This window comes from Pseudomonas sp. P1_A1, from assembly GCF_056406935.1.
Map to the genome: position 1 here is coordinate 29,675 of NZ_JBFTZE010000024.1, position 22,332 is coordinate 52,006.

Genomic DNA, 22,332 nt, shown 5'->3' on the forward strand with positions numbered 1-22,332 from the left:
CTCCAGCAGGCCAGGGACTATTAGTGCGAGTGTCGGGCACGGGGCTGCCAGTCACAATGAACACGGGGGCGGCTGAATGGTGTGCGATAACGCAGCGGGATAGTCAGGAGCACGCCAACTTGAGCGGCGGCGAAATCAACTGATCGCGAAATTCCAGATAGTGCTTGAGCACCTGCGCCGGCGCTTCGATCTGTGGGTAATGGCCGATCTCGGGCAGCAGGACGGTGTCCGGGGCGGGAATCACTTGCCGATAGCGCGCCACCATGTGCGCACCGGAAACCGGATCGACCTCACCATCGATAACGCGCAGCGGCACCTCGCCACGCTGCATGGCGCTGACCCAACGCTCACGCTGGACCCGTCGCTGCGGGATATAACCGATCAATTTATGCATGATCCGCTGCCCGTGATTACTGTCGACCAGGCTCCAGAAATCATCCAGTTCACTTTCGCTGGGCCGGGTCTGCGGACCGAAGACCTGCTTGAAACTCTTCACCAGAGCGTCACGGGTAAAAGCCAGCCCGATCATCCAGCCCAAGGGGCTGAGCAGGAGTTTTTGCATCAACACCGGGCGATGGGTTTCGGGAAACAGTCCACCATTGAGGAACACGCAACTGGCGATATGAGCGCGCGCTTCATAGTGCCGGGCCAAAAGTTCCTGGGCCACGCTGTCGCCATAATCGTGTGCCAACACGTGAACGGGTTGCTCGACGTTCAAGTGCGCCAATAACGCTTGTTGCAAATCGGCCTGCTCCAGCAGGCTGTAGTCGTAATTCAGCGGCTTGGCCGAATCGCCGAAGCCGAGCATGTCGCAGGCAATCACCCGATAGCGCTGCGCCAGCGGCTGCCACAGGTAATGCCAGTCCCAACTGGCGGTCGGGAAGCCATGGATCAGCAACAGCGGCTCGCCCTGCCCCGCTGCCCAATAGCGGATGGTCTGACCGCGGAAGACGAACGTCTGGCCGCGTTTACGCCAGACACACAGAGGAATTTCGGCGAGTGCCATTTAGAGTTTATAACCCGGGTCTTGTTTATCGAGTTTGCGCAGCAGCGCCGGCCAGGCCAGCGCGCCACCCATCCCTTGAGCACTTTTGGTGACGCCGGCGATCATCGCCTTGGCGCCCGCCAGAATCTGCGGTTCGATGGCGATCAGCTCCGCGCCACCGTTCTGCGCCAGCACCTGAATCTCGCAGGCACGCTGGAAGGTAAACATCATCAGGAACGTGTCGGCGATGGTGCCACCACAGGTCAGCAAACCGTGGTTGTGCAGCATCAGGAAATTGTTTTCACCCAGGTCGGCTTGCAGCCGCGCCTTCTCTTCATGGTTCAGCGCCACGCCTTCGTAGGCGTGATAAGCCAGGCTGGACAGGACGAACAATGACTGCTGACTGATCGGCAAAATGCCCTGTTTCTGCGCTGATACAGCCACGCCCGCCGCCGTGTGGGTATGCAGTACACACACGACGTCATGCCGGACTTCATGCACCGCGCTGTGGATGGTGTAACCCGCCGGATTGATTTCGTAGGGGCTGTCCATCAACTTGTTACCGGCCTGATCGACCTTGACCAGGCTCGACGCGGTGATTTCATGGAACATCAGCCCGAACGGGTTGATCAGGAAATCTTCAGTGCCCGGCACCTTGGCCGAAATGTGCGTGAAGATCAGATCGTCCCAGCCGTGCAGGGCGACCAGACGATAACAGGCCGCCAGGTCGACGCGGGTCTGCCACTCGGCGGCACTGACTTTATCCTGGAGACTGTGTGGCGACTGGATGGGGGTTACGCTCACGGCAAGGATCTCTTTTTATTGTTCTGGGTTCTTAATGTTCACTGACGTTACAGCAGTCTAGTCAGCCCCCGGAGATCGGCTAGTTGCATTGGCAGCCAGCTTGGTGGCCGAGCGAGTCAGTGCGCGGGGGAGCCTGGATCCATGTCAGAACACTGCCGCCAATAAAAGCCGGTCAGCCCCGCAGAGCGCTTACCAGATTCGCCAGCCAAGGCTCGGCGTCGGTTTCCGGCGTTACGGTTTCACTGGCGTCCAGACGCAACATCGGCAGCACTTCACGCACGCCCAGTTCGCCGAACAATTCACGCATTTGCTCACCGCCACCGCAGAACGTATCGCCGTAACTCGAGTCGCCCAACCCGATAACGGCACCCGGCAAGCCACGCCAGGCGGCGGGCAATTGATCGCGGATCATCGAATACAATGGTTGCAGGTTGTCCGGCAGCTCGCCCATGCCGGTGGTCGAAGTCACCGCCAGAAAGGCTTCCGGGCCAAAGACCTGAACATCGGCAAGTGTCGCGCGCGGGTTGTGCCAGGTTTCAAAACCGGCGGCGTTCAATAGACTTGCGGCGTGGCGGGCGACTTCTTCAGCCGTGCCGTACACCGAGCCGGAAAGGATGACGACTTTCATCAATTTGATCCTGAAGCTGAGTAAAAGGCCAAGATATTAACAGCACAGCCCTCATTGATCTTTTAGAATGCAGCGTACCCATCAATACGCAAAGGACTCTGCGATGATCAATGCCTCACTGTTGCAAATGGTAATCGAGGCGTCCAACGACGGCATCGTGATTGCCGAAAAGGAAGGCGAACAGGACAACATCCTGATTTACGTAAACCCGGCGTTCGAACACCTGACGGGCTATACCAGCGAAGAAATCCTCTACCAGGATTGCCGTTTTTTGCAGGCAGGAGACCGGGATCAGCCCACCCTCGCATTGATTCGCCAGGCGTTGGGCAATGGCGGTTCCTGCCGGGAAATTCTCAGGAATTACCGCAAGGACGGCACCCCGTTCTGGAACGAACTGTCGCTTTCCACGGTAAAAAACCCGCACGACGGACAAACCTATTTTGTCGGTGTGCAGAAAGACGTCACGGTTCAGGTCAGGGCACAGCAGCGAGTTGCACAGCTGGAAGCGCAATTGGCCGAGGTACAGGCAGAACTTGCTGATCTCAAATCGACGAACGGATCAAACCAATCTGAGAATTAGTGGTCATTTACTACAATCACCGATGACTTTGTAATTATTTCTTTCGAGCAAATCATGCAGCGCGACGCACTCCTGACCCAGGATGAGCTGGACTTTATCCAGACCATGCAACACAACCCGCAACTCAATGTGCGGGATGCGACGTCGAGTTTGCTGGTCAACGGCGGCTCGCAGATCCGTGATTTGCTCACACGCCTGGCCGCTCATGAGCAAGTCACCATCCAGGCCACTTTCGAAAATCAGCAAATGACCTTCCCGCTGCACCTGGTGGAAGATGAGTTTCACGCAATGCATCTACGCCTCGGTGTCCCCAGCATTTATGAAGACGGGCCAATGATTCGGCCATGGCGCCTGGCGCTCGAAGAGCCGGTGGCGCTGGAAAATGCCAAGGGGCAACCCGGCACAATGTGGGTGCACGAAATATCGTTCAAAGGGGTTTTGCTGGAAGTTCGCAACAAGACCAAAGCGCCAAAGCACTTCGCGTTGTGGTTCAGCCCGTCAGGCTATGAGCGGATTGCGTTGCGCGGCACCCTGGAGCGTGAGACCGAGCAAGGTTTCTACGCCTACGAGTTGAGCCAGAGTGACAAGGACGAAACCGAGCGTCTGCGTCAGTACATCCTTCAGCAACATCGCCTGACCCATCCTGCTTTGCATATTTGAATCTCAGGTATCCAGGTTTCCCGCCAGGAACTGTTTCAGACGCTGGCGCATCACCCCCCCCTCGTTTCCAAGGCAACCCACCGACGACCCGGCCAGACTTTCTTGCGCCAGGTCGGACGCATCCCCAGCCAGAAACAGCTGACAGTCCAGGCCCATGGCCAGACGGTTCAAACGTCGAGGCAGTTCGGCAGCCGGCGCGTGATTGGAAATCAGCACCAGCGCCCTGGGCTTGATCTTCTCACAGACCAGGATCAACTCGTCGAAGGGCTGCCCGATCGCCAACAATTGAATAGCCGAATCGACGCTACTCAGATACAGCGCCGTGACCAACACTTCGAGCTCACGACATTGGTCGGCCAAAGCGCAGACAATCACTTGTCGCGGTTGCATGACACGCACCAGCAGCAGGCGTTGCAATACTCGAGACCGCAGAAAGCCATCCAGAAAAAGCCACTCGCTGGTCTGACCGAACGCATCATGGCGTTGTAGCAATAGCTTCCAGATCGGAATCAGGATGTCCTGGAACACAACTGTCAGCGGATAACTGGAAAAGATCTGACCGTAGACGTGTTCCAGCTGAACTTCGTCAAAAACACGCACTGCCGCCTTGACCTGCTGCCGCCATTGGCTGTAGTCGGCTTGAACGAGCTCGTCGGGAATGATCCGCTCCAGCACCTGGAGCGGTTCGGTCTTGGCCAGTATCTTGCCAACCTTGCTGACCGCGACACCGCGCTCGATCCAGCCGAGGATGCTGCGGACACGCTCGATATCGATCATCGAATACAAACGGTGCCCACTTTCGGTGCGGGTGGGCTGTATCAGCCCGTAGCGTCGCTCCCAGGCTCGAAGCGTAACCGGGTTGACCCCTGTCATGCGCGCGACCTCACGAATCGGGAACAGCTCTTCTCGAATCAGGGAGGTGCCGGAGGACAAGCCAGGCGCACGGTCAGTTAGCACAGGCATCTTTGGATTTACGTCCATGTAAAATATTGGATCCCATTCTAACTCTCCTGCCCCGGCAGTATTCAACACGCCGTTGATTTAATTAGCACTGACGTCCAAGACATAATCAGGAATAATCCTTGCTTGTCCCGAGACGCAGCCCACCACCCCGGCGCTGTGCCTGGCGAAACTCCTATCCGGAGCGACGCGTTTGCCCTACGGAGATACACAATGTCTACTTCCCCCGTCACGCTGATGGTCGCGCGTCGCGTCGCCGACGGGCGTTATCAGGACCTGATGGCCTGGTTGCGCGAAGGCGAACAACTGGCCACCGACTTCCCCGGCTATCTCGGTTCTGGCGTGCTCGCTCCGCCGCCCGAGGATGACGAATTCCAGATTATTTTCCGCTTCGCCGACGAGCAGACCTTGCACGCCTGGGAGCATTCCGCGTCGCGTACCGCTTGGCTGGGACGCGGCAGCAATCTGTTTGCCCATCCTTCGGAGCATCGGGTCAGTGGCATCGATGGCTGGTTCGGTGCGGCCGGGCAACGCCCGCCACGCTGGAAGCAGGCCGTGGCGATCTGGCTGGCGTTCTTTCCGGTGTCCCTGCTGTTCAACTTTGTGCTGGGACCGTTATTGGCTGAAACGGGATTGCTGGCCCGGGTGTTCGTCAGCACTCTGTGCCTGACGCCGTTGATGGTTTATTTCTTCATTCCATTGTCGACCCATCTGTTGGCCGGCTGGTTGAACACCGCACCGCAACAACCGTTGCCCGCAACGCCTACTACCCAAAATCAGTAACTCTTGCAGGAGCGTAGGTGCACGACTCCCGTCGCTGGTATAGTTTTGCTCTAACCGCGACGCGAGCCGTTCATGACCTCTTCCGCAGCCCCCATCCTCATCACCGGTGCCGGCCAGCGTGTCGGCCTGCACTGTGCGCAGCGTTTGCTCGAAGACGGCCATCCGGTCATTTTCAGTTACCGCAGCGAACGCCCCGGCGTAAAGACCCTGCGCGATCTGGGAGCAACAGCGGTGTTCGCGGACTTTTCCAGCGAGGCCGGGATTCTCACATTCATCGGCGAACTGAAGAACCACACCGACAGCCTTCGGGCGATTGTCCATAATGCCTCCGAATGGCTGGCCGAAACCCCGGGCGCCGAAGCCGATGCCTTCACCCGCATGTTCAGCGTGCACATGCTGGCGCCCTACCTGATCAACCTGCACTGTGCCGATTTACTCAGACACTCAAGCCCCGCCGACATCGTGCACATCAGCGATGACGTGACCCGCAAGGGCAGCAGCAAGCACATCGGCTACTGCGCCAGCAAAGCCGGGCTCGACAGCCTGACCCTGTCCTTTGCCGCGAAGTACGCGCCAGACATCAAGGTCAACGGTATCGCCCCAGCCCTGCTACTGTTCAAGCCCGACGACGATGCGGCGTACCGCGCCAGGGTCCTGGCCAAATCCGCACTGGGCATCGAGCCCGGCAGCGAAGTGATCTACCAGAGCCTGCGCTATTTGCTCGACAACCCTTATGTCACCGGCACGACCCTGACCGTCAATGGCGGACGGCACGTCAAATAAGCCGCCCCCGCGAGGATGTCCCCATGACGTTATCCCTGCCCCAGAACGCCCTGTCCCAGAGCTATCGGGAGATCCTCATCGGCCTCGGTGAAAACCCCGACCGCGAAGGGCTGCAAGACACCCCGGTGCGCGCCGCCAAGGCGATGCAATACCTGTGTCATGGCTATGAACAGAGTGTCGAAGAGATCGTCAACGGCGCGCTGTTCGCCTCCGACAACGATGAAATGATCATTGTCGACAACATCGAGTTGTACTCGCTGTGTGAACATCACATGCTGCCCTTCATCGGCAAGGCGCATGTGGCTTATATTCCAACGGGCAAGGTGCTCGGCCTGTCGAAGATCGCACGGCTTGTGGATATGTTCGCCCGCCGCCTGCAAATCCAGGAGAACCTCACCCGGCAAATCGCCGAAGCCGTGCAGCAAGTGACCGATGCCGCCGGTGTCGCGGTGGTCATCGAAGCCCAGCACATGTGCATGATGATGCGCGGCGTCGAGAAACAGAATTCGACCATGAACACCTCGGTGATGCTCGGCGCCTTCCGCGAGTCGAGCAACACCCGCCAGGAGTTCCTGCAATTGATTGGACGGAGCAAGTAGCAATGCCACAACTTCAACCAGGAATGGCACGCATCCGGGTCAAGGACCTGTGTTTGCGAACTTTCATCGGGATCAACGAGGACGAAATCCTCAACAAGCAGGATGTGCTGATCAACCTGACCATCCTGTATGCCGCCCAGGACGCCGTGCGTGACAACGACATCGATCACGCGCTGAACTACCGCACCATCACCAAGGCGATCATTGCCCACGTGGAAGGCAATCGCTTTGCCCTGCTCGAGCGCCTGACCCAGGAGCTGCTGGACCTGATCATGGCCAACGAGTCGGTGCTGTATGCCGAAGTCGAAGTCGACAAGCCCCACGCCCTGCGCTTCGCCGAGTCGGTGTCGATTACCCTGGCCGCGAGCCGCTGACCGCGTCTGGCGTATCGCTCGCCAGGCTTTTATCATCCGCGCCACGAATTGATTGCACAGAGCCCATCATGAACGATCAACAACGCCTGGAACTTGAAGCCGCCGCCTTTCGCCGGCTGGTTGCCCACCTGGACAGCCGCAAGGACGTGCAGAACATCGACCTGATGAACCTCTCGGGTTTCTGCCGCAACTGCCTGTCCAAGTGGTACAAGGCCGCCGCCGACGAACGCCAGATCGACGTCAGCCTCGACGAAGCCCGCGAAGTGGTTTACGGCATGCCGTACGCCGAGTGGAAAGCCCAATACCAGAAAGAAGCCAGCGCCGACCAACAAGCGGCGTTCGCCAAAGGAAAACCCAATGAGTGATTTGAACACCCTGCGCGCCAGCCTCAAGAGTGGCGAACACGTTTTCGCCGACACCCTGGCGTTCATTGCCGCCGATTATGACTACCAGCCCCAGGCTTTCAACAACGGTGGCGTGGAAAACGCAGCCGGGCAGAACGAAGGCTCGTGCAAGACCCTGGGCCTGGCGCTGCTGGAAGGTCTGAGCGATGAAGAAGCACTATTGGCGTTTGGCGAGCATTATCGCTCGGTGGTGGCTACGCCCGAAGGCAGCGACCACGGCAATATCCGGGCGTTGATTGCCCATGGCTTGGCGGGTGTGAAGTTCGCTCAGCAGCCACTGACTCGTCGCTGATTCACGAAAGATCAAAATCAAAAGATCTTTAGCCATTCATCTCTTACCGCACATCCCGACTTTTAATATTGACCCGGCAACTTTATTTCGTTTGCCGGGCACCTCTGCTCGCGGCTTAGATAAAAAGAAGCATCCCTTCTTCAGAGTCCGCCATCCATGCGCAGCGAAACCATCAGCCAGTCGATTTCCATTGTTCACCCCATCCGTCTCAGCCACGGCAAAAATGCCGAAGTCTGGGACACCGATGGCAAGCGCTACATCGACTTTGTCGGAGGTATCGGCGTACTGAACCTCGGCCATTGCCATCCGCGCATCGTCGAGGCCATTCGTGAACAAGCCACCCGCCTGACCCACTACGCGTTCAACGCGGCTCCCCATGTGCCTTACATCGAACTCATGGATCGCCTGGCTGCGTTTATTCCGGTGGATTACCCGGTCAGTGGCATGCTCACCAACAGCGGCGCGGAAGCGGCGGAAAACGCCCTGAAGATCGTCCGTGGCGCCACCGGCCGCACCGCGATCATTGCCTTTGACGGCGCCTTCCACGGCCGCACGCTGGCCACCCTCAACCTCAACGGCAAGGTCGCGCCTTACAAGCAGAAAGTCGGCGTGCTGCCGGGGCCGGTGTACCACCTGCCCTTCCCCAGCAAAGACAATGACGTGACCTGCGCCGAGGCCCTGAAGGCGATGGATCGGCTGTTCAGCGTCGAGATCGACGTGAATGACGTGGCCTGTTTTATCGTCGAACCGGTGCAAGGCGAAGGTGGGTTTCTGGCGATGGATGTGGAATTCGCCCAGGCGCTGCGGCGTTTCTGTGATGACAAAGGCATTTTGCTGATTGCCGATGAAATCCAGTCCGGCTTCGGCCGCACCGGCCAGCGGTTTGCGTTCTCGCGACTGGGCATTGAGCCGGACCTGATTCTGTTGGGAAAAAGCATTGCCGGTGGCGTGCCGCTGGGTGCGGTTGTCGGGCGCAAATCGCTAGTCGACAACTTGCCCAAGGGCGGATTGGGCGGCACCTACTCAGGCAATCCCATCGCCTGCGCCGCCGCGTTGGCGACCCTGGACGAAATGAGTGATGCACACCTGCATGCCTGGGGCACGCAGCAGGAAGAAGCGATTGTCAGCCGCTACGAAGCCTGGCGAGCACGCGGACTGTCACCGTACCTGGGCCGTTTGACCGGCGTGGGTGCGATGCGCGGCATTGAGTTGATCAACTCCGACGGCACACCGGCTTCGGCGCAACTGACACAACTGCTGGCCCTGGCGCGAGAGTCGGGTTTGCTGCTGATGCCCAGCGGCAAGTCGCGCCACATTGTTCGGCTACTGGCGCCTTTGACGACAGAGGCCGCAGTGCTGGAGGAAGGGCTGAATGTTCTTGAGGCGTGCCTTGCGAAATTGTCCTGAGGCAGAATCGTCTGCCCACAAAAAAACCGGCCAAGGCCGGTTTTTTTGTTTTCTACGGAATCAGAACGAAACGTTCTGCAGACCGTCGAGGTAACGCTCGGTGTCCAGTGCCGCCATGCAGCCGGCGCCGGCCGAGGTGATGGCTTGACGGTAAACGTGGTCGGCCACGTCACCGGCAGCAAAGATACCTTCGACGCTGGTGGCAGTGGCGTTGCCGTCACGGCCGCCCTGTACAACCAGGTAGCCGTCTTTCAACGTCAGCTGACCTTCGAACAACGACGTGTTCGGGGTGTGGCCGATGGCGATGAACACGCCGTCGACTTTGATTTCGTCGAAGCTGCCATCGTTGTTCTTCAGGCGAGCACCGGTCACGCCCATGTTGTCGCCCAACACTTCGTCCAGGGTCGCGTTCAGCTTCAGGATGATCTTGCCTTCGGCAACCCGGGCATTGAGCTTGTCGATCAGGATCTTCTCGGCGCGGAACGTTTCGCGACGGTGAATCAGGGTCACGGTGCTGGCGATGTTGGCCAGGTACAGCGCTTCTTCGACAGCGGTATTACCGCCACCGACCACAGCCACTGGCTTGTTGCGATAGAAGAAACCGTCACAGGTTGCGCAGGCCGAAACGCCTTTGCCCATGAACGTTTCTTCCGACGGCAGGCCCAGGTAACGAGCGCTGGCACCGGTAGCGATGATCAGGGCATCGCAGGTGTAAGTCGCGCTGTCGCCAATCAGGGTGTACGGCTTGGCGGCGAAGTCCACGGCATTGATGTGATCAAACACGATCTCGGTTTCAAAGCGTTCGGCGTGCTCTTTCATGCGTTCCATCAGCGCCGGGCCGGTCAGGCCGTGGACGTCGCCCGGCCAGTTGTCGACTTCGGTGGTGGTGGTCAGTTGACCGCCGGCTTGCATGCCGGTGATCAGCAGTGGCTTGAGGTTGGCACGGGCCGCATAGACAGCAGCGCTGTAACCGGCAGGGCCGGAACCGAGAATAATCACTCGCGAATGACGAACTTCAGACATGACCTGCTCCTGTTGACCGGCCCGAAACACTGGGCGCGGAACGCCGGATTGCCGGCGGGAATAAAAAAGGACCGTTGAAAGCACTTGGGGAAGGCTTGGGCTCGACAGTCCTGTAAAAGAATGGGTGCAGCGTATCGAGGGGGCGAAGATTAAGGAAATACGGTTTAACAATCCAGCTCATAGGCGGTCTCTATTCCGTTGCAGTGAATGTATAGACGCCTTTGTTACAGTTAATGTCGATGCCGCTACCGCGCTTTCGCACCTCAGGCAAAGCCGGTAAGGTCGGCGCGTTTCCCTCTTGTTCGGAGCTCGTTATGCCCGCCCCCGTTCTGTCCGGCCCGCAATACCTGCGCGAAGGCCTCAATCTGGTCCTGAGCCCAAGTCTGCGTCTGTTCGTGTTGCTGCCGCTGGCGATCAACCTGGTGCTGTTCGTCGGATTGATCTATCTGGCTGGCCATCAGTTCAGTATGTGGGTCGATACGCTGATGCCGTCCCTGCCCGACTGGCTGAGCTTCCTCAGCTACATCCTCTGGCCGCTATTCGTGGTATTGGTGGTGTTGATGGTGTTCTTCACCTTCACCCTGCTCGCCAACGTCATCGCCGCGCCGTTCAATGGCTTCCTCGCGGAGAAAGTCGAAGTGGTGGTGCGCGGCACCGACGATTTCCCGACCTTCAGCTGGGGCGAACTGATCGCCATGATCCCCCGTACCCTGACCCGGGAAATGCGCAAGCTCGGCTACTTCCTGCCAAGGGCCATCGGGCTGTTCATCCTGTCGTTCATCCCGGTGGTCAACATCATTGCCGCACCGCTGTGGCTGCTGTTCGGGGTATGGATGATGGCGATCCAGTACATCGACTACCCGGCGGACAACCACAAACTGGGCTGGAACGAGATGCTCGCCTGGCTGCGGAAGAAGCGCTGGCAGAGCATGAGTTTTGGCGGGATCGTTTATCTGGCGTTGCTGATTCCGGTGGTGAACATTTTGATGATGCCGGCGGCCGTGGCCGGGGCGACGCTGTTTTGGGTCCGTGAGCGTGGCGCGGAGAATCTGGTGGCAGAACGCCGTTAATCGCGTCACATATCCATCATCCCACCGTCACAATGACGACATGGCCTCAGCCGACACTGAGGTCATGACGACAGCTCTGCATATCACTCTGATCACCGAAACCTTCCCCCCGGAAATCAACGGCGTGGCCAATACCCTTGGCCGCTTGTTCGACGGTTTGCGTGCGCGCGGGCATCAGGTCGAATTGGTGCGGCCACGTCAGGGTGGCGACCCGTTGATGGGCAGCAACGATGAGTTGCTGCTGTGTCGGGGTTGGCCGCTGCCGGGTTATCCCGGCCTGCAATGGGGGCAGTCGTCGATGCACAAGTTGCTGCGGCGCTGGAAGCGCCATCGCCCGGACGTGCTGTACATCGCCACCGAAGGACCGCTGGGGTTGTCGGCGTTACGCGCGGCACGGCGTTTGGGGATTTCGGTGGTCAGCGGCTTTCATACCAATTTTCAGCAGTATTCCAGCCAGTATGGGCTCGGGTTGCTGACGCGCTTGCTGACCCACTACCTGCGCTGGTTTCACAATCGCTCGACCCTGACCCTGGTGCCCAGCGCCAGCCAGCGACTGGAGCTGGAGCGGCGTAGTTTCGAGCGTCTGGCGTTGCTCTCTCGAGGCGTCGACAGCCAGTTGTTTCATCCGGTCAAACGACTGAAACCGCTGCGTGAGCAATGGGGACTGGCCGAGGATGACATCGCCTTCATCCACGTAGGACGCCTGGCCCAGGAGAAGAATCTTGGCCTGCTCAAGCGCAGTTTCGACACGCTGAAAACCACTTATCCACAGCGGAACATGAAATTGATTGTGGTCGGTGACGGTCCGCTAAGATCGGCGCTGGAAAAGGAATTGCCCGAGGCGATTTTTTGCGGCTCACAACGCGGCGAAGCGCTGGCCAGTCACTATGCGTCAGGGGATGTGTTTCTGTTTCCGAGCCTGACCGAAACCTTCGGCAATGTGGTGCTTGAGGCATTGGCCTCAGGGCTGGGGGTGGTGGCGTACGATCAGGCGGCGGCGGCTCAGCATATTCGCCATGGCTACAACGGCGTATTGGCCATGCCCGGGGATGAAGAGGCGTTCTGCGATGCGGCACGCTGGCTGCTTGAGGAGCGCGAAACCTTGCGCTGCGTGCGGCTTAATGCCCGTCAGCATGCGAGCCGTCAGGGCTGGGCGGCGATTATCGAGCAGTTCGAGGGGCAGTTGCGGGGGGCTTGTGTTGGGGAGCAGGTGGTACCGAATGCACCGACCATGCCCTGAATGTTTGGTGAAATTGAATCAGTCTTCGCGAGCAGGCTCGCTCCCACATTCAACCGTGTTTCCCTGAAAAAAATCGGTCACCTGTGGGAGCGCGYCTGCTCGCGATAGCGTCAGTGCAGTCGCCGCTTAAACCAGCGTCATCAACGCCTCACGGCTGAACGGCAGAATGTCCTGCTCACGACCGTCACGCACTTTCTGCRCCCAGTCCGGGTCCACCAACAACGCACGACCCACCGCCACCAGGTCAAACTCATCGTTATTCAACCGCTCCAGCAGTTTTTCCAGGCTGGCCGGCTGTGCGATCTTGTCGGTGTTGACCATGAACTGCAGGAACTCGCCATCCAGGCCGACGCTGCCGACGGTGATGGTCGGCTTGCCGGTGAGCTTGCGGGTCCAGCCGGCCAGGTTCAGTTCGGAACCGTCGAACTCCGGCTCCCAGAAACGCCGCGTCGAGCAGTGGAAAATATCCACGCCGGCGTCGGACAACGGCTTGAGAAATTCGCCCAACGCTTCTGGCGTCTGCACCAGACGCGCGGTGTAGTCCTGCTGCTTCCACTGGGAGAAACGGAAGATGATCGGGAATCCCTCGCCGACCGCTGCGCGCACCGCCTGAATCAGTTCGATGGCGAAGCGCGAACGGTTGGCCAGGCTGCCACCGTATTCGTCGGTGCGCTGGTTGCTGCCTTCCCAGAAGAACTGGTCCACCAGATAACCATGGGCACCGTGGATTTCCACGCCGTCCATGCCAATGCTCTGGGCGTCCTTGGCGGCTTGGGCGAACGCAGCGATCACCTCCTGGATATCCTGGCGGGTCATGCCGTGAACCACGACCTCTCCGTCTTTCAATTTTTCCGACGGACCGTAACCCGGCACGCTGGCATCCGGCTCGGTGCCGATGCGGCGCACACTGCCCACATGCCACAGCTGCGGAACGATCTTGCCGCCTTCGGCATGTACCGCGTCGACGACTTTCTTCCAGCCGGCCAGTGCGGCTTCACCGTAGAAGTGCGGCACGTTCGGGTAACCGTTGGAGGCCTTGTGACCGACGGTGGTGCCTTCGGTGATGATCAGGCCCACTCCGGCGGCAGCGCGGCGACGGTAGTATTCGATCACTTTAGAGTTGGGCACGCCGCCCGGCGAAAACGAGCGGGTCATCGGTGCCATGACGACGCGGGTCGGCAGTTCGAGAGCGCCGAGGTGAAAAGGCTTGAACAGGGCTTTGACGGGCATGGGACGCTCCACGGGACATAGACTTTATGACGGCGATAATATGGAGAGCCGCAAGCGTTGCACAGCACTATTGATTTGAGTGATTAAGGATCAAAAGACAGTAGGAGCGAAGCTTGCTCGCTCCTACTGAGGGGGGGTCAGCTCAACGCTTTTTCAATCGCCTGGATAACAGAAGGATCATCCGGCGCCGTACGCGGCGAGAATCGCGCCAATACGCGACCGTCCTTGCCCAACAGGAATTTTTCGAAGTTCCAGGTGATGTCGCCCGGAAACTCCGCGCCCTCGCCCGCCAACAGGCGGTACAGCTGATGACGATCGTGACCGTTGACTTCCAGCTTGCTGGACAACGGAAAGGTCACGCCATAGTTGAGGCTGCAGAACGCCTGGATCTCCTGCTCTGTGCCCGGTTCCTGCCCGGCAAACTGGTTGCACGGCAAGCCCAGCACGCTGAAACCCTTGTCCTTGTATTGCTGGTAGAGGTTTTCCAGAGCAGCGTACTGTGGGGTCAAGCCACATTTGGAGGCGACGTTGACCACCAGCACGACACGCCCCTTGAAGGGCGCCAGAGGTAGCTCCTGACCATCCAGGGCTGTCAGTTTAAGGTCGTGAAAAGCACTCATGACGGACTCCAAATTTCCCGTGTTCTTCTCGAAACAGCCACTTGGTCATGTCGCCAAGGACAGCCGCGGACTAAAAAGGCGCCCTCGGGCGCCTCTCCAGTTCTCGAAAGCTTAGCGCAGAAAATCAGTGGTGATGGCCACCTTCGCCATGGACGTGACCATGAGCGATTTCTTCCTGGCTGGCATCACGGATGGCAACGATCTTGACCTGGAAATTCAGGCGCTGACCGGCCAGCGGGTGGTTGCCGTCGACGGTGACATCGTCGCCGTCCAGATCGCGAATGGTGACGATCTGCATCTGGCCGTCCGGAGCGGAAGCGTGGAACTGCATGCCCACTTCCAGTTCGTCGACGCCTTCGAACATGCTGCGGCTCAGGGTGCTGACCAGTTCGGCAGCGTATTCGCCGTAGGCATCTTCAGGTTCTACGGAGACTTTCAGTTCGTCACCGACTGCTTTACCTTCCAGCGCCTTTTCCAGGCCCGGAATGATGTTACCTGCGCCTTGCAGGTAGACCAGCGGCGCGCCGCCGGCGGAGCTGTCGATGACCTCACCAGCGTCGTTGGTCAGGGTATAGTCGATGGAGACAGCCTTATTGGCGGCGATCAGCATGGGGCGAGACCTTTTGCATAAGAAAGATGAATGTCCAAGTTTAGCGAAGCAATCGCCCGAAAGCGAACACAACCCAGACAGACGGGGTGCAATGAAAGCCTCGACCATTACAGGTTTTCATCAGGACGAGGACGGGCACTGGGTGGCCGAGCTGTCCTGCGGCCATACCCAACACCTGCGGCACCAGCCGCCGTGGCAATCCCGGGCCTGGGTGCTGGACCCTGCGCTGCGCAATGAAAAAATAGGCCAGCCCTTTGATTGCGGTTGGTGCGCACAAGGCTCGGTTAGCGATAACCTTGACCACTGAATATCGGTAGAACGCCAGCCATAGGCGTTCACCATTGCCATGCACCCTTAGAGAATCCGCATGCAAACTTTTTTTATCGCGCCCACCGATTTCGGTGTGGGTCTGACCTCCATCAGCCTCGGGCTGGTGCGTACCCTTGAGCGGGCCGGCCTCAAAGTCGGCTTTTTCAAACCGATTGCCCAACCGCACCCGGGCGACACCGGCCCTGAACGCTCCACCGAACTGGTGGCCCGCACCCACGGCTTGAAACCGCCTCAGCCGCTGGGCCTGGCCCATGTCGAGCGGATGCTCGGCGACGGTCAGCTGGACGAATTGCTCGAAGAAATCATCACCCTTTACCAGCAAGCCGCGATCGGCAAGGACGTGCTGATTGTCGAAGGCATGGTCCCGACCCGCAGCGCCAGCTACGCCGCGCGGGTCAACCTGCACTTGGCCAAGAGCCTCGACGCCGATGTGATTCTGGTTTCGGCGCCGGAAAACGAAGTGCTGACCGAATTGTCCGGCCGGGTGGAGTTGCAGGCGCAATTGTTCGGCGGGCCGAAAGACCCGAAAGTGCTGGGCGTGATCCTCAACAAGGTCAAGACCGACGAAAGCATGGACGTCTTCGCCTCGCGCCTGAGAGAGCACTCGCCGTTGCTGCGCAGTGGCGACTTCCGTCTGCTCGGTTGCATCCCGTTTCAACCGGAGCTGAACGCGCCGCGCACCCGTGACGTGGCCGAGCTGATGGGCGCTCAGGTGCTCAATGCCGGTGACTACGAAACCCGGCGCATGACCAAAATCATCATTTGCGCCCGCACCGTGCGCAATACCGTGGAGCTGCTCAAGCCCGGCGTGCTGGTGGTGACCCCCGGTGATCGCGACGACATCATCCTCGCGGTCAGCCTCGCGGCGATGAACGGTGTGCCTCTGGCCGGCCTGCTGCTGACCAGCGACACCCTGCCCGACCCGCGCATCATGGAGCTGTGCCGTGGCGCCTTGCAGGCCGGCCTGCCGGTGTTGTCGGTGAGCACCGGTTCCTACGACACCGCCAACCAGTTGAACGGTTTGAACAAGGAAATCCCGATCGACGACCGCGAGCGCGCGGAGATCATCACCGACTTCGTCGCCAGCCACCTCGACGCCAACTGGCTGCACCAGCGCTGTGGCACGCCACGGGAAATGCGTCTGTCGCCCGCAGTGTTCCGCTATCAACTGATCCAGCGCGCCCAGGCCGCCAACAAGCGCATCGTGTTGCCCGAGGGCAGCGAGCCGCTGACCGTGCAGGCTGCCGCGATCTGCCAGGCACGGGGCATCGCGCGTTGCGTGTTGCTGGCCAAGCCGGCAGACGTCGAGGCGGTCGCCCGCGCCCAAGGCATCGAGTTGCCACCGGGGCTGGAGATCCTCGACCCGGACCTGATCCGCGAGCGTTATGTCGAGCCGATGGTCGCGCTGCGCAAGACCAAAAGCCTCAACGCGCCGATGGCCGAGCAGCAACTGGAAGACACCGTGGTGATCGGCACCATGATGCTGGCGCTGGATGAAGTCGACGGGCTGGTGTCCGGGGTCATTCACTCCACCGCCAACACCATCCGCCCGGCCCTGCAACTGATCAAGACCGCGCCGGGTTGCACCCTGGTGTCGTCGGTATTCTTCATGCTGTTTCCCGAAGAAGTGCTGGTCTACGGCGACTGCGTGATGAACCCGCACCCGAGTGCCAGCGAACTGGCCGAGATCGCCTTGCAAAGCGCCGATTCGGCAGCGGCGTTCGGCATTACTCCACGGGTGGCGATGATCAGCTACTCCAGCGGTGAATCGGCCAGCGGCGAAGAAGTCGAGAAGGTTCGCGAGGCCACCTTGCTCGCCCACGAACAGCAACACTCACTGTTGATCGACGGCCCGTTGCAATACGACGCCGCCGCCAACGAAACCGTGGCCCGGCAACTGGCGCCGAACAGTCAGGTGGCCGGTCGTGCCACGGTGTTCGTGTTCCCCGACCTGAACACCGGCAACACCACCCACAAAGCCGTGCAACGCAGCGCCGACTGCGTCAGCCTCGGGCCGATGCTGCAAGGCCTGCGCAAACCGGTGAACGACCTGCCGCGTGGCGCGCAAGTCGACGACATCGTGTACACCATCGCGTTGACCGCGATTCAAGCGGCCAACCGACCTATGGATATTTAAATGCTGGATTTTCTACCTGCACCCGTGCGCGGCGTGATCGCCTCGCTGCTGTTGGCGCTGAATACGATTCTGCTCTGCTCGTTTCTGTTCTGTGTGGCGCTGTTCAAAGTGTTGCCGTTCGCCCTCACCCAACGTTTCGCGCGCTGGCTGATGAGTCATACCCACGAAGCGTGGATCAGTAACAACAAGGGCTGGATGAATCTGGTTTACCGTACACGCTGGCACCTCAGCGGTTTGCAAGACCTGGACTATCGGCACTCCTATCTGATCACCAGCAACCACCAGAGCTGGGTCGACATCATGGTGTTGCAGTACGTGCTCAACCGTCGCATCCGCCCGCTGAAGTTCTTCCTCAAACAGGAACTGATCTGGGTGCCGGTGATTGGCCTGGCATGGTGGGCGTTGGGTTTTCCGTTCATGAAGCGTTACTCCAAGGCCTATCTGGAAAAGCATCCAGAGAAGAAAGGCAAAGACCTGGAGACCACCCGCAAGACCTGCGACAAGTTCCGCAATAACCCGGTGGGGATTTTCAACTTCGTCGAAGGCACGCGCTTCACCGAGGGCAAGCACACCCAGCAGAGTTCACCGTTCCGCTACCTGCTCAAACCGAAAGCGGGCGGCATTGCCTTCGTGCTGGATGCCATGGGCGAACAGCTGGAAGCCATCGTCAACGTGACCATCCACTACCCGACCGGGCGTCCGGGTTACTGGGATTTGCTCTGCGGCAAGGTGAAAGACGTGGTGGTGCACTTTCAGGAGCTGAAGATTCCGCCGCAGTTCGTTGGCAAGAACTACGACCAGGATGGGGTGTATCGCCTGGAGTTTCAGGGCTGGATCAATCAATTGTGGCAGGACAAGGATGCGCTGCTGGGGCAGATGCACCGTGAGTATCCAGTGAATTCTTGAGGTGCCCGCGAAGGTGTCCTCCCGGACACAAAAAAGCCCGCAGACAATCACTCATCTGCGGGCTTTTTTGTTTTCAGCTAATGCTTAGATCGCGCCACGTTTACGCAGCAGATCCAGCACTTGCTTGACGCTTTCTTCCAGCGACAGCGACTGGGTGTCGATCACCAGATCGGCATTCAGCGGCACGTCGTACGGGAAGGATTCGCCCGGGATGTTGTCGCCACCCGCCGCGTACAGGCCTTGCGGATCGCGTTCGGCGCAGACCGTCGGCGAGGCCTGGACGTAGACCGTCAACAGACGCTCCTTGCCGATCAGGTCCTTGGCCTGCTCACGACCTTCGGCACTCGGGGCAACGAACGCCGCCAGTGTCAGCAGGCCGGCTTCGTTGAACTGACGCGCAACGTGCGCCGCACGACGCCAATTCTCGGTGCGCCCGGCACGATCATTCGGCAGGCCTTTGTTCAGGTCGTGGCGCAGGTTCTGGCCATCGAGCACAAACACCGCGCGGCCCATGTCGAACAACTTGCGTTCAACCGCATAGGCCAGGGTGCTTTTGCCCGCGCCCGACAGGCCGCTGAACAACACGGTGGCCGGTTGCTGGCCGAAGCGCTGGGAGCGTTCTTCGGTGGCTACATGCGCCAGTTTGCCGTGGTGGGAGCTGCTGCCATGCGCCAGCGGCTGAGCGATGATCATGCCGGCTGCGACGGTGCCGTTGGTCAAACGGTCGATGACGATGAACGAACCCGTGGTGCGGTTGCTGTCGTAACCGTCCAGCGCGATGGCCGCGTCGAGGCTGATCTTGACCCGACCGATCTCGTTCAACTGCAACGAGCTGGCAGGGCCTTCGGCCAAGGTGTTCACGTCCACGCGATTGACGATGCTGGTGATCGAGCCCGGCACGTAAGTCGTGGCGCGCTTGATGTCATATTTCTTGCCCGGCAGCATCGGCTCTTCGGCCATCCACACCAGCATGGCGTCGAAGGCGTCGGTCACTTGCGGCTGGTTATCGGCGTGCACCAGCAAGTCGCCACGGGAAATGTCGATCTCGTCTTCCATGGTCAGCGTCACCGCTTGACCAGGACCGGCGTGCTCCAGTTCACCTTCGAAGGTGACAATGGATTTCACGCGGCTGCTCTTGCCCGACGGCAACACAACGACTTCGTCGCCCTTGTGCACGATGCCGCTGGCCAGGGTGCCGGCGAAACCACGGAAGTTCAGGTTCGGACGGTTGACGTACTGCACCGGGAAACGCAGGTCGGTGTAGTTGCGGTCACTGGCGATTTCGACGGTTTCGAGGATTTCCATCAGCGACTGGCCGGTGTACCACGGCGAGCGCTCGGATTTGTTCACCACGTTGTCGCCCTTGAGCGCGGACATCGGCACGAACGCCATGGTGCTCGGCTTGAACGCGATGCCTTCGGCGAACTTCAGGTAATCGGCCTTGATCGACTCAAATACGCTTTCGTCGAAGCCGTTGAGGTCCATCTTGTTGATGGCGACCACGATGTGCTTGATGCCGAGCAACGAGGCGATAAAGCTGTGGCGACGAGTCTGGGTCTGCACGCCGTAACGGGCGTCGACCAGGATGATCGCCAGGTCACAGGTGGATGCACCGGTGGCCATGTTGCGGGTGTACTGCTCATGGCCGGGGGTATCGGCGATGATGAATTTGCGCTTGGCGGTAGAGAAATAGCGGTAGGCGACATCGATGGTGATGCCCTGCTCACGCTCGGCCTGCAAGCCGTCGACCAGCAACGCCAGGTCGATGTCTTCGCCGGTGGTGCCGACTTTTTTCGAGTCGCGGGTAATGGCTTCCAGATGATCTTCGTAGATCATTTTGGAGTCGTGCAGCAGGCGCCCGATCAGGGTGCTCTTGCCGTCGTCGACGTTGCCACAAGTCAGAAAGCGCAGCATTTCCTTGCGTTCATGCTGGCCCAGGTAGGCGAGGATGTCCTCGCTGATCAAATCAGATGCGTGCGACATGACAACCCCTTAGAAATAACCCTGACGTTTCTTTTCTTCCATGGAACCGGCGCCATCGTGATCGATGACTCGGCCCTGGCGTTCGGAAGTTCGCGTCAGGAGCATTTCCTGAATGATGTCGGTCAGGCTGGTGGCCTCGGACTCGACAGCACCGGTCAACGGGTAGTCGCCCAGTGTACGGAAACGGACCTTCTTCTTGACGATGCGCGCCTTGTCTTCGTCGCTCAGGTGATTGAGCAGGCGTTCGTCGTCGATCATGATCCAGGTGCCGTTCATCTCGATGACATCACGCTCGGCAGCGAAGTACAGCGGCACGATCGGGATGCCTTCCAGGTAGATGTACTGCCAGATGTCCAGTTCGGTCCAGTTCGACAACGGGAATACGCGGATCGATTCGCCCTTGTTGACCTTGCCGTTGTAGACGTTCCACAGCTCCGGGCGCTGGTTCTTCGGGTCCCAGCGGTGCTTGCTGTCACGGAACGAATACACGCGTTCTTTGGCACGCGACTTCTCTTCGTCGCGACGGGCGCCACCGAATGCGGCGTCGAAGCCGTGCTTGTCGAGGGCCTGCTTGAGGCCTTCGGTCTTCATGATGTCGGTGTGCTTGGCACTGCCGTGGGTCAGCGGGTTGATACCCTGCGCTACGCCATCGGGGTTGACGTGTACCAGCAGGTCCAGGCCGAGCTCTTCGACCATGCGGTCGCGGAACGCGTACATTTCCTTGAACTTCCACTGGGTGTCGACGTGCATCACCGGAAACGGAAGTTTGCCCGGGAAGAATGCCTTGCGCGCAAGGTGCAGCATCACGGCGGAGTCTTTACCGACGGAGTACAGCATCACCGGGTTATCGAACTCGGCGGCGACCTCGCGGATGATGTGGATGCTTTCGGCCTCCAGCTGTTTCAGATGCGTCAGTTTGTCGACCATGGCTACTCACGAAAACGATCTTATGGACGGCCTGCGGGCCGTGTTCGAGCGGGGAATCCTAGCACAGCGCCCTCTTCTAATCAGGACGGCGGCTAGATCGAAAGGGTATATGAATATACCCCCTCGTTTGGGCTCCAGCCCTGTAGTCAAATCGGGTTCGGGCAATCGATGAAGATGTGCTCGAGGGCGAAACGTCGTGCCAGGTAATCGCCCAAAGCCTGCACACCGTAACGCTCGGTGGCGTGGTGGCCGGCGGCGATGAAACTGATGTCGTTTTCCCGGGCGCTGTGGAACGTCTGTTCGGAGGCTTCGCCGCTGAGGTACAGATCGACGCCGGCCAACACCGCCTGGTCAATGTAACCCTGGCCGCCACCGGTGCACCAGCCGACCCGACGAATCATCTCGCTGCCTTCGATCAGCAGCGGCTCGCGCCCCATGACTTCCTGTACCCGACGGGCAAAATCGCGGGGAGTCATCGGTTCGCTCAACGAGCCAACCAACCCGACGATTTTCAGGTTGTCCGGATCCAGCGGGCCTTCGACGGTAATGTCCAATTGCCGGGCGAGCTGCACGTTGTTCCCGACTTCCGGGTGCAGGTCCAGCGGCAAGTGATAGGACAGCAGGCTGATGTCGTGCTTGAGCAGGGTTTTCAACCGGCGCTGCTTCATGCCGGTGATGCACGGGTTCTCGCCTTTCCAGAAATAGCCGTGATGCACCAGCACCAGATCGGCCTGGGCCTCCACCGCGGCGTCCAGCAGTGCCTGGCTGGCGGTGACACCGCTGACGATGCGCATCACTTGCGGCCGGCCTTCGACCTGCAAGCCGTTGGGGCAGTAATCGGCGATCTTCGAACTTGCCAGGTAACGGTCGGCTTCTTCGACCAGGGTGCTCAGGGCGACGGCCATAAAAGACTCCTAAATATCCCGTTCAGAGGCGCGCGCGGCCTCGTATAATGCGCGACATTATGGGCGGTCTCATACCGCCTGCAACCTCTCAG

Annotated in this window: 25 protein-coding genes; 14 read left to right on the forward strand and 11 right to left on the reverse strand. The window is 59.6% G+C overall.

Annotated elements, in window-relative coordinates; translation table 11 throughout:
- Positions 1 to 103: 103 nt before the first annotated feature.
- From AC1D2Q_RS26575 to AC1D2Q_RS26585, 3 genes are all read right to left on the reverse strand, one after another.
- The gene (locus AC1D2Q_RS26575; RefSeq protein WP_477815126.1) at positions 104 to 1,006 is read right to left on the reverse strand and encodes an alpha/beta fold hydrolase; all 903 of its coding nucleotides are present in this window, start codon (positions 1,004 to 1,006) and stop codon (positions 104 to 106) included.
- On the reverse strand, positions 1,007 to 1,789 hold the full coding sequence (locus tag AC1D2Q_RS26580; RefSeq protein WP_477815127.1) for a class II aldolase/adducin family protein: 783 nt from the start codon (positions 1,787 to 1,789) through the stop codon (positions 1,007 to 1,009).
- Between the two features lie 172 nt (positions 1,790 to 1,961).
- Positions 1,962 to 2,417: a flavodoxin gene (locus AC1D2Q_RS26585; protein WP_477815128.1), complete on the reverse strand. Its 456-nt coding sequence runs from the start codon at positions 2,415 to 2,417 to the stop codon at positions 1,962 to 1,964.
- A 103-nt stretch (positions 2,418 to 2,520) separates the two neighbouring features.
- Here AC1D2Q_RS26585 and AC1D2Q_RS26590 point away from each other — a divergent pair, with 103 nt between their 5' ends.
- Together AC1D2Q_RS26590 and AC1D2Q_RS26595 are read left to right on the forward strand one after the other, a co-directional pair.
- Complete coding sequence (locus tag AC1D2Q_RS26590; RefSeq protein WP_477815129.1) at positions 2,521 to 2,997, forward strand: PAS domain-containing protein; 477 nt, start codon at positions 2,521 to 2,523, stop codon at positions 2,995 to 2,997.
- A gap of 54 nt (positions 2,998 to 3,051) precedes the next feature.
- Positions 3,052 to 3,657, forward strand: coding sequence for a hypothetical protein (locus AC1D2Q_RS26595; RefSeq protein ID WP_018927173.1), 606 nt, complete (start codon positions 3,052 to 3,054; stop codon positions 3,655 to 3,657).
- Between the two features lie 3 nt (positions 3,658 to 3,660).
- Here AC1D2Q_RS26595 and AC1D2Q_RS26600 read toward each other — a convergent pair whose 3' ends face one another.
- A complete protein-coding gene (locus tag AC1D2Q_RS26600) occupies positions 3,661 to 4,620 on the reverse strand; it encodes a MerR family transcriptional regulator (RefSeq protein WP_477815130.1) in 960 nt (319 codons plus the stop codon).
- A 210-nt stretch (positions 4,621 to 4,830) separates the two neighbouring features.
- On the opposite strand from AC1D2Q_RS26600, the gene AC1D2Q_RS26605 reads away from it, so the two are divergent.
- The 7 genes from AC1D2Q_RS26605 to AC1D2Q_RS26635 all read left to right on the forward strand — a co-directional run bounded on the left by AC1D2Q_RS26605 (position 4,831) and on the right by AC1D2Q_RS26635 (position 9,259).
- Positions 4,831 to 5,400: an antibiotic biosynthesis monooxygenase gene (locus AC1D2Q_RS26605; RefSeq protein WP_019581151.1), complete on the forward strand. Its 570-nt coding sequence runs from the start codon at positions 4,831 to 4,833 to the stop codon at positions 5,398 to 5,400.
- A gap of 72 nt (positions 5,401 to 5,472) precedes the next feature.
- Entirely contained in the window at positions 5,473 to 6,183 is a 711-nt protein-coding gene (gene folM, locus AC1D2Q_RS26610) for a dihydromonapterin reductase (RefSeq protein ID WP_477815131.1), read from the forward strand.
- Positions 6,184 to 6,206: 23 nt separating this feature from the next.
- Positions 6,207 to 6,782 carry a GTP cyclohydrolase I FolE gene (gene folE / locus AC1D2Q_RS26615; protein ID WP_477815132.1) on the forward strand — a complete coding sequence of 192 codons (576 nt, stop codon included), beginning with the start codon at positions 6,207 to 6,209 and terminating at the stop codon, positions 6,780 to 6,782.
- A 2-nt stretch (positions 6,783 to 6,784) separates the two neighbouring features.
- Positions 6,785 to 7,156 carry a dihydroneopterin triphosphate 2'-epimerase gene (folX, locus tag AC1D2Q_RS26620; RefSeq protein ID WP_007942179.1) on the forward strand — a complete coding sequence of 124 codons (372 nt, stop codon included), beginning with the start codon at positions 6,785 to 6,787 and terminating at the stop codon, positions 7,154 to 7,156.
- Between the two features lie 68 nt (positions 7,157 to 7,224).
- Positions 7,225 to 7,521: a DUF1244 domain-containing protein gene (locus AC1D2Q_RS26625; RefSeq protein ID WP_018927179.1), complete on the forward strand. Its 297-nt coding sequence runs from the start codon at positions 7,225 to 7,227 to the stop codon at positions 7,519 to 7,521.
- Entirely contained in the window at positions 7,514 to 7,852 is a 339-nt protein-coding gene (locus AC1D2Q_RS26630) for a HopJ type III effector protein (protein WP_477815133.1), read from the forward strand. Before AC1D2Q_RS26625 ends, AC1D2Q_RS26630 begins: the two co-directional genes overlap by 8 nt.
- A 156-nt stretch (positions 7,853 to 8,008) precedes the next feature.
- Positions 8,009 to 9,259 (forward strand): 2-aminoadipate transaminase, encoded by a 1,251-nt coding sequence (locus tag AC1D2Q_RS26635; protein ID WP_477815134.1) that lies wholly within the window; start codon positions 8,009 to 8,011, stop codon positions 9,257 to 9,259.
- Between the two features lie 60 nt (positions 9,260 to 9,319).
- Here AC1D2Q_RS26635 and trxB read toward each other — a convergent pair whose 3' ends face one another.
- Positions 9,320 to 10,282, reverse strand: a complete 963-nt coding sequence (trxB, locus tag AC1D2Q_RS26640) for a thioredoxin-disulfide reductase (RefSeq protein ID WP_018927182.1) — start codon at positions 10,280 to 10,282, stop codon at positions 9,320 to 9,322.
- A 314-nt stretch (positions 10,283 to 10,596) separates the two neighbouring features.
- On the opposite strand from trxB, the gene cysZ reads away from it, so the two are divergent.
- Entirely contained in the window at positions 10,597 to 11,352 is a 756-nt protein-coding gene (gene cysZ, locus AC1D2Q_RS26645) for a sulfate transporter CysZ (RefSeq protein WP_477815135.1), read from the forward strand.
- A 40-nt stretch (positions 11,353 to 11,392) separates the two neighbouring features.
- Positions 11,393 to 12,592 (forward strand): glycosyltransferase family 4 protein, encoded by a 1,200-nt coding sequence (locus tag AC1D2Q_RS26650; RefSeq protein WP_477815136.1) that lies wholly within the window; start codon positions 11,393 to 11,395, stop codon positions 12,590 to 12,592.
- A gap of 126 nt (positions 12,593 to 12,718) precedes the next feature.
- Here the strand turns inward: AC1D2Q_RS26650 and AC1D2Q_RS26655 are convergent, their stop codons facing one another.
- From AC1D2Q_RS26655 to AC1D2Q_RS26665, 3 genes are all read right to left on the reverse strand, one after another.
- A complete protein-coding gene (locus AC1D2Q_RS26655; RefSeq protein WP_477815137.1) occupies positions 12,719 to 13,822 on the reverse strand; it encodes an NADH:flavin oxidoreductase in 1,104 nt (367 codons plus the stop codon).
- A 137-nt stretch (positions 13,823 to 13,959) separates the two neighbouring features.
- Complete coding sequence (locus tag AC1D2Q_RS26660; protein WP_477815138.1) at positions 13,960 to 14,442, reverse strand: glutathione peroxidase; 483 nt, start codon at positions 14,440 to 14,442, stop codon at positions 13,960 to 13,962.
- 124 nt (positions 14,443 to 14,566) lie between these two features.
- On the reverse strand, positions 14,567 to 15,052 hold the full coding sequence (locus AC1D2Q_RS26665; protein WP_064620281.1) for an FKBP-type peptidyl-prolyl cis-trans isomerase: 486 nt from the start codon (positions 15,050 to 15,052) through the stop codon (positions 14,567 to 14,569).
- Between AC1D2Q_RS26665 and AC1D2Q_RS26670 the strand changes: the two genes are divergently transcribed.
- Genes AC1D2Q_RS26670 through AC1D2Q_RS26680 form a run of 3 tightly spaced genes read left to right on the forward strand, consistent with a single transcriptional unit; the run spans position 15,021 to position 18,425 of the window.
- Positions 15,021 to 15,359 carry a DUF3565 domain-containing protein gene (locus tag AC1D2Q_RS26670; RefSeq protein ID WP_477815139.1) on the forward strand — a complete coding sequence of 113 codons (339 nt, stop codon included), beginning with the start codon at positions 15,021 to 15,023 and terminating at the stop codon, positions 15,357 to 15,359. The two genes, AC1D2Q_RS26665 and AC1D2Q_RS26670, sit on opposite strands and share 32 nt — an antisense overlap.
- Positions 15,360 to 15,419: 60 nt before the next feature.
- A complete protein-coding gene (gene pta / locus AC1D2Q_RS26675) occupies positions 15,420 to 17,519 on the forward strand; it encodes a phosphate acetyltransferase (RefSeq protein WP_018927188.1) in 2,100 nt (699 codons plus the stop codon).
- A complete protein-coding gene (locus tag AC1D2Q_RS26680; RefSeq protein WP_477815140.1) occupies positions 17,520 to 18,425 on the forward strand; it encodes an acyltransferase in 906 nt (301 codons plus the stop codon). It abuts the gene before it with no gap.
- An 84-nt stretch (positions 18,426 to 18,509) separates the two neighbouring features.
- On the opposite strand, the gene cysN is transcribed toward AC1D2Q_RS26680, so the two are convergent.
- The 3 genes from cysN to AC1D2Q_RS26695 all read right to left on the reverse strand — a co-directional run bounded on the left by cysN (position 18,510) and on the right by AC1D2Q_RS26695 (position 22,240).
- Complete coding sequence (cysN, locus tag AC1D2Q_RS26685; RefSeq protein WP_477815141.1) at positions 18,510 to 20,408, reverse strand: sulfate adenylyltransferase subunit CysN; 1,899 nt, start codon at positions 20,406 to 20,408, stop codon at positions 18,510 to 18,512.
- Between the two features lie 9 nt (positions 20,409 to 20,417).
- Complete coding sequence (cysD, locus tag AC1D2Q_RS26690; protein WP_477815142.1) at positions 20,418 to 21,335, reverse strand: sulfate adenylyltransferase subunit CysD; 918 nt, start codon at positions 21,333 to 21,335, stop codon at positions 20,418 to 20,420.
- Between the two features lie 146 nt (positions 21,336 to 21,481).
- Positions 21,482 to 22,240, reverse strand: coding sequence for a Nif3-like dinuclear metal center hexameric protein (locus tag AC1D2Q_RS26695; protein ID WP_007941267.1), 759 nt, complete (start codon positions 22,238 to 22,240; stop codon positions 21,482 to 21,484).
- Positions 22,241 to 22,332: the final 92 nt, after the last annotated feature.

Bases quoted from the DNA above. Each gene is read 5' to 3' on its own strand.
- AC1D2Q_RS26575 (WP_477815126.1), bottom strand. From the start codon at position 1,006: ATGGCACTCGCCGAAATTCCTCTGTGTGTCTGGCGTAAACGCGGCCAG.
- AC1D2Q_RS26585 (WP_477815128.1), bottom strand. From the start codon at position 2,417: ATGAAAGTCGTCATCCTTTCCGGCTCGGTGTACGGCACGGCTGAAGAA.
- AC1D2Q_RS26590 (WP_477815129.1), top strand. From the start codon at position 2,521: ATGATCAATGCCTCACTGTTGCAAATGGTAATCGAGGCGTCCAACGAC.
- AC1D2Q_RS26595 (WP_018927173.1), top strand. From the start codon at position 3,052: ATGCAGCGCGACGCACTCCTGACCCAGGATGAGCTGGACTTTATCCAG.
- AC1D2Q_RS26600 (WP_477815130.1), bottom strand. From the start codon at position 4,620: ATGCCTGTGCTAACTGACCGTGCGCCTGGCTTGTCCTCCGGCACCTCC.
- AC1D2Q_RS26605 (WP_019581151.1), top strand. From the start codon at position 4,831: ATGTCTACTTCCCCCGTCACGCTGATGGTCGCGCGTCGCGTCGCCGAC.
- folM (WP_477815131.1), top strand. From the start codon at position 5,473: ATGACCTCTTCCGCAGCCCCCATCCTCATCACCGGTGCCGGCCAGCGT.
- folE (WP_477815132.1), top strand. From the start codon at position 6,207: ATGACGTTATCCCTGCCCCAGAACGCCCTGTCCCAGAGCTATCGGGAG.
- folX (WP_007942179.1), top strand. From the start codon at position 6,785: ATGCCACAACTTCAACCAGGAATGGCACGCATCCGGGTCAAGGACCTG.
- AC1D2Q_RS26625 (WP_018927179.1), top strand. From the start codon at position 7,225: ATGAACGATCAACAACGCCTGGAACTTGAAGCCGCCGCCTTTCGCCGG.
- AC1D2Q_RS26630 (WP_477815133.1), top strand. From the start codon at position 7,514: ATGAGTGATTTGAACACCCTGCGCGCCAGCCTCAAGAGTGGCGAACAC.
- AC1D2Q_RS26635 (WP_477815134.1), top strand. From the start codon at position 8,009: ATGCGCAGCGAAACCATCAGCCAGTCGATTTCCATTGTTCACCCCATC.
- trxB (WP_018927182.1), bottom strand. From the start codon at position 10,282: ATGTCTGAAGTTCGTCATTCGCGAGTGATTATTCTCGGTTCCGGCCCT.
- cysZ (WP_477815135.1), top strand. From the start codon at position 10,597: ATGCCCGCCCCCGTTCTGTCCGGCCCGCAATACCTGCGCGAAGGCCTC.
- AC1D2Q_RS26650 (WP_477815136.1), top strand. From the start codon at position 11,393: ATGGCCTCAGCCGACACTGAGGTCATGACGACAGCTCTGCATATCACT.
- AC1D2Q_RS26660 (WP_477815138.1), bottom strand. From the start codon at position 14,442: ATGAGTGCTTTTCACGACCTTAAACTGACAGCCCTGGATGGTCAGGAG.
- AC1D2Q_RS26670 (WP_477815139.1), top strand. From the start codon at position 15,021: ATGGAGACAGCCTTATTGGCGGCGATCAGCATGGGGCGAGACCTTTTG.
- AC1D2Q_RS26665 (WP_064620281.1), bottom strand. From the start codon at position 15,052: ATGCTGATCGCCGCCAATAAGGCTGTCTCCATCGACTATACCCTGACC.
- pta (WP_018927188.1), top strand. From the start codon at position 15,420: ATGCAAACTTTTTTTATCGCGCCCACCGATTTCGGTGTGGGTCTGACC.
- AC1D2Q_RS26680 (WP_477815140.1), top strand. From the start codon at position 17,520: ATGCTGGATTTTCTACCTGCACCCGTGCGCGGCGTGATCGCCTCGCTG.
- cysN (WP_477815141.1), bottom strand. From the start codon at position 20,408: ATGTCGCACGCATCTGATTTGATCAGCGAGGACATCCTCGCCTACCTG.
- cysD (WP_477815142.1), bottom strand. From the start codon at position 21,335: ATGGTCGACAAACTGACGCATCTGAAACAGCTGGAGGCCGAAAGCATC.
- AC1D2Q_RS26695 (WP_007941267.1), bottom strand. From the start codon at position 22,240: ATGGCCGTCGCCCTGAGCACCCTGGTCGAAGAAGCCGACCGTTACCTG.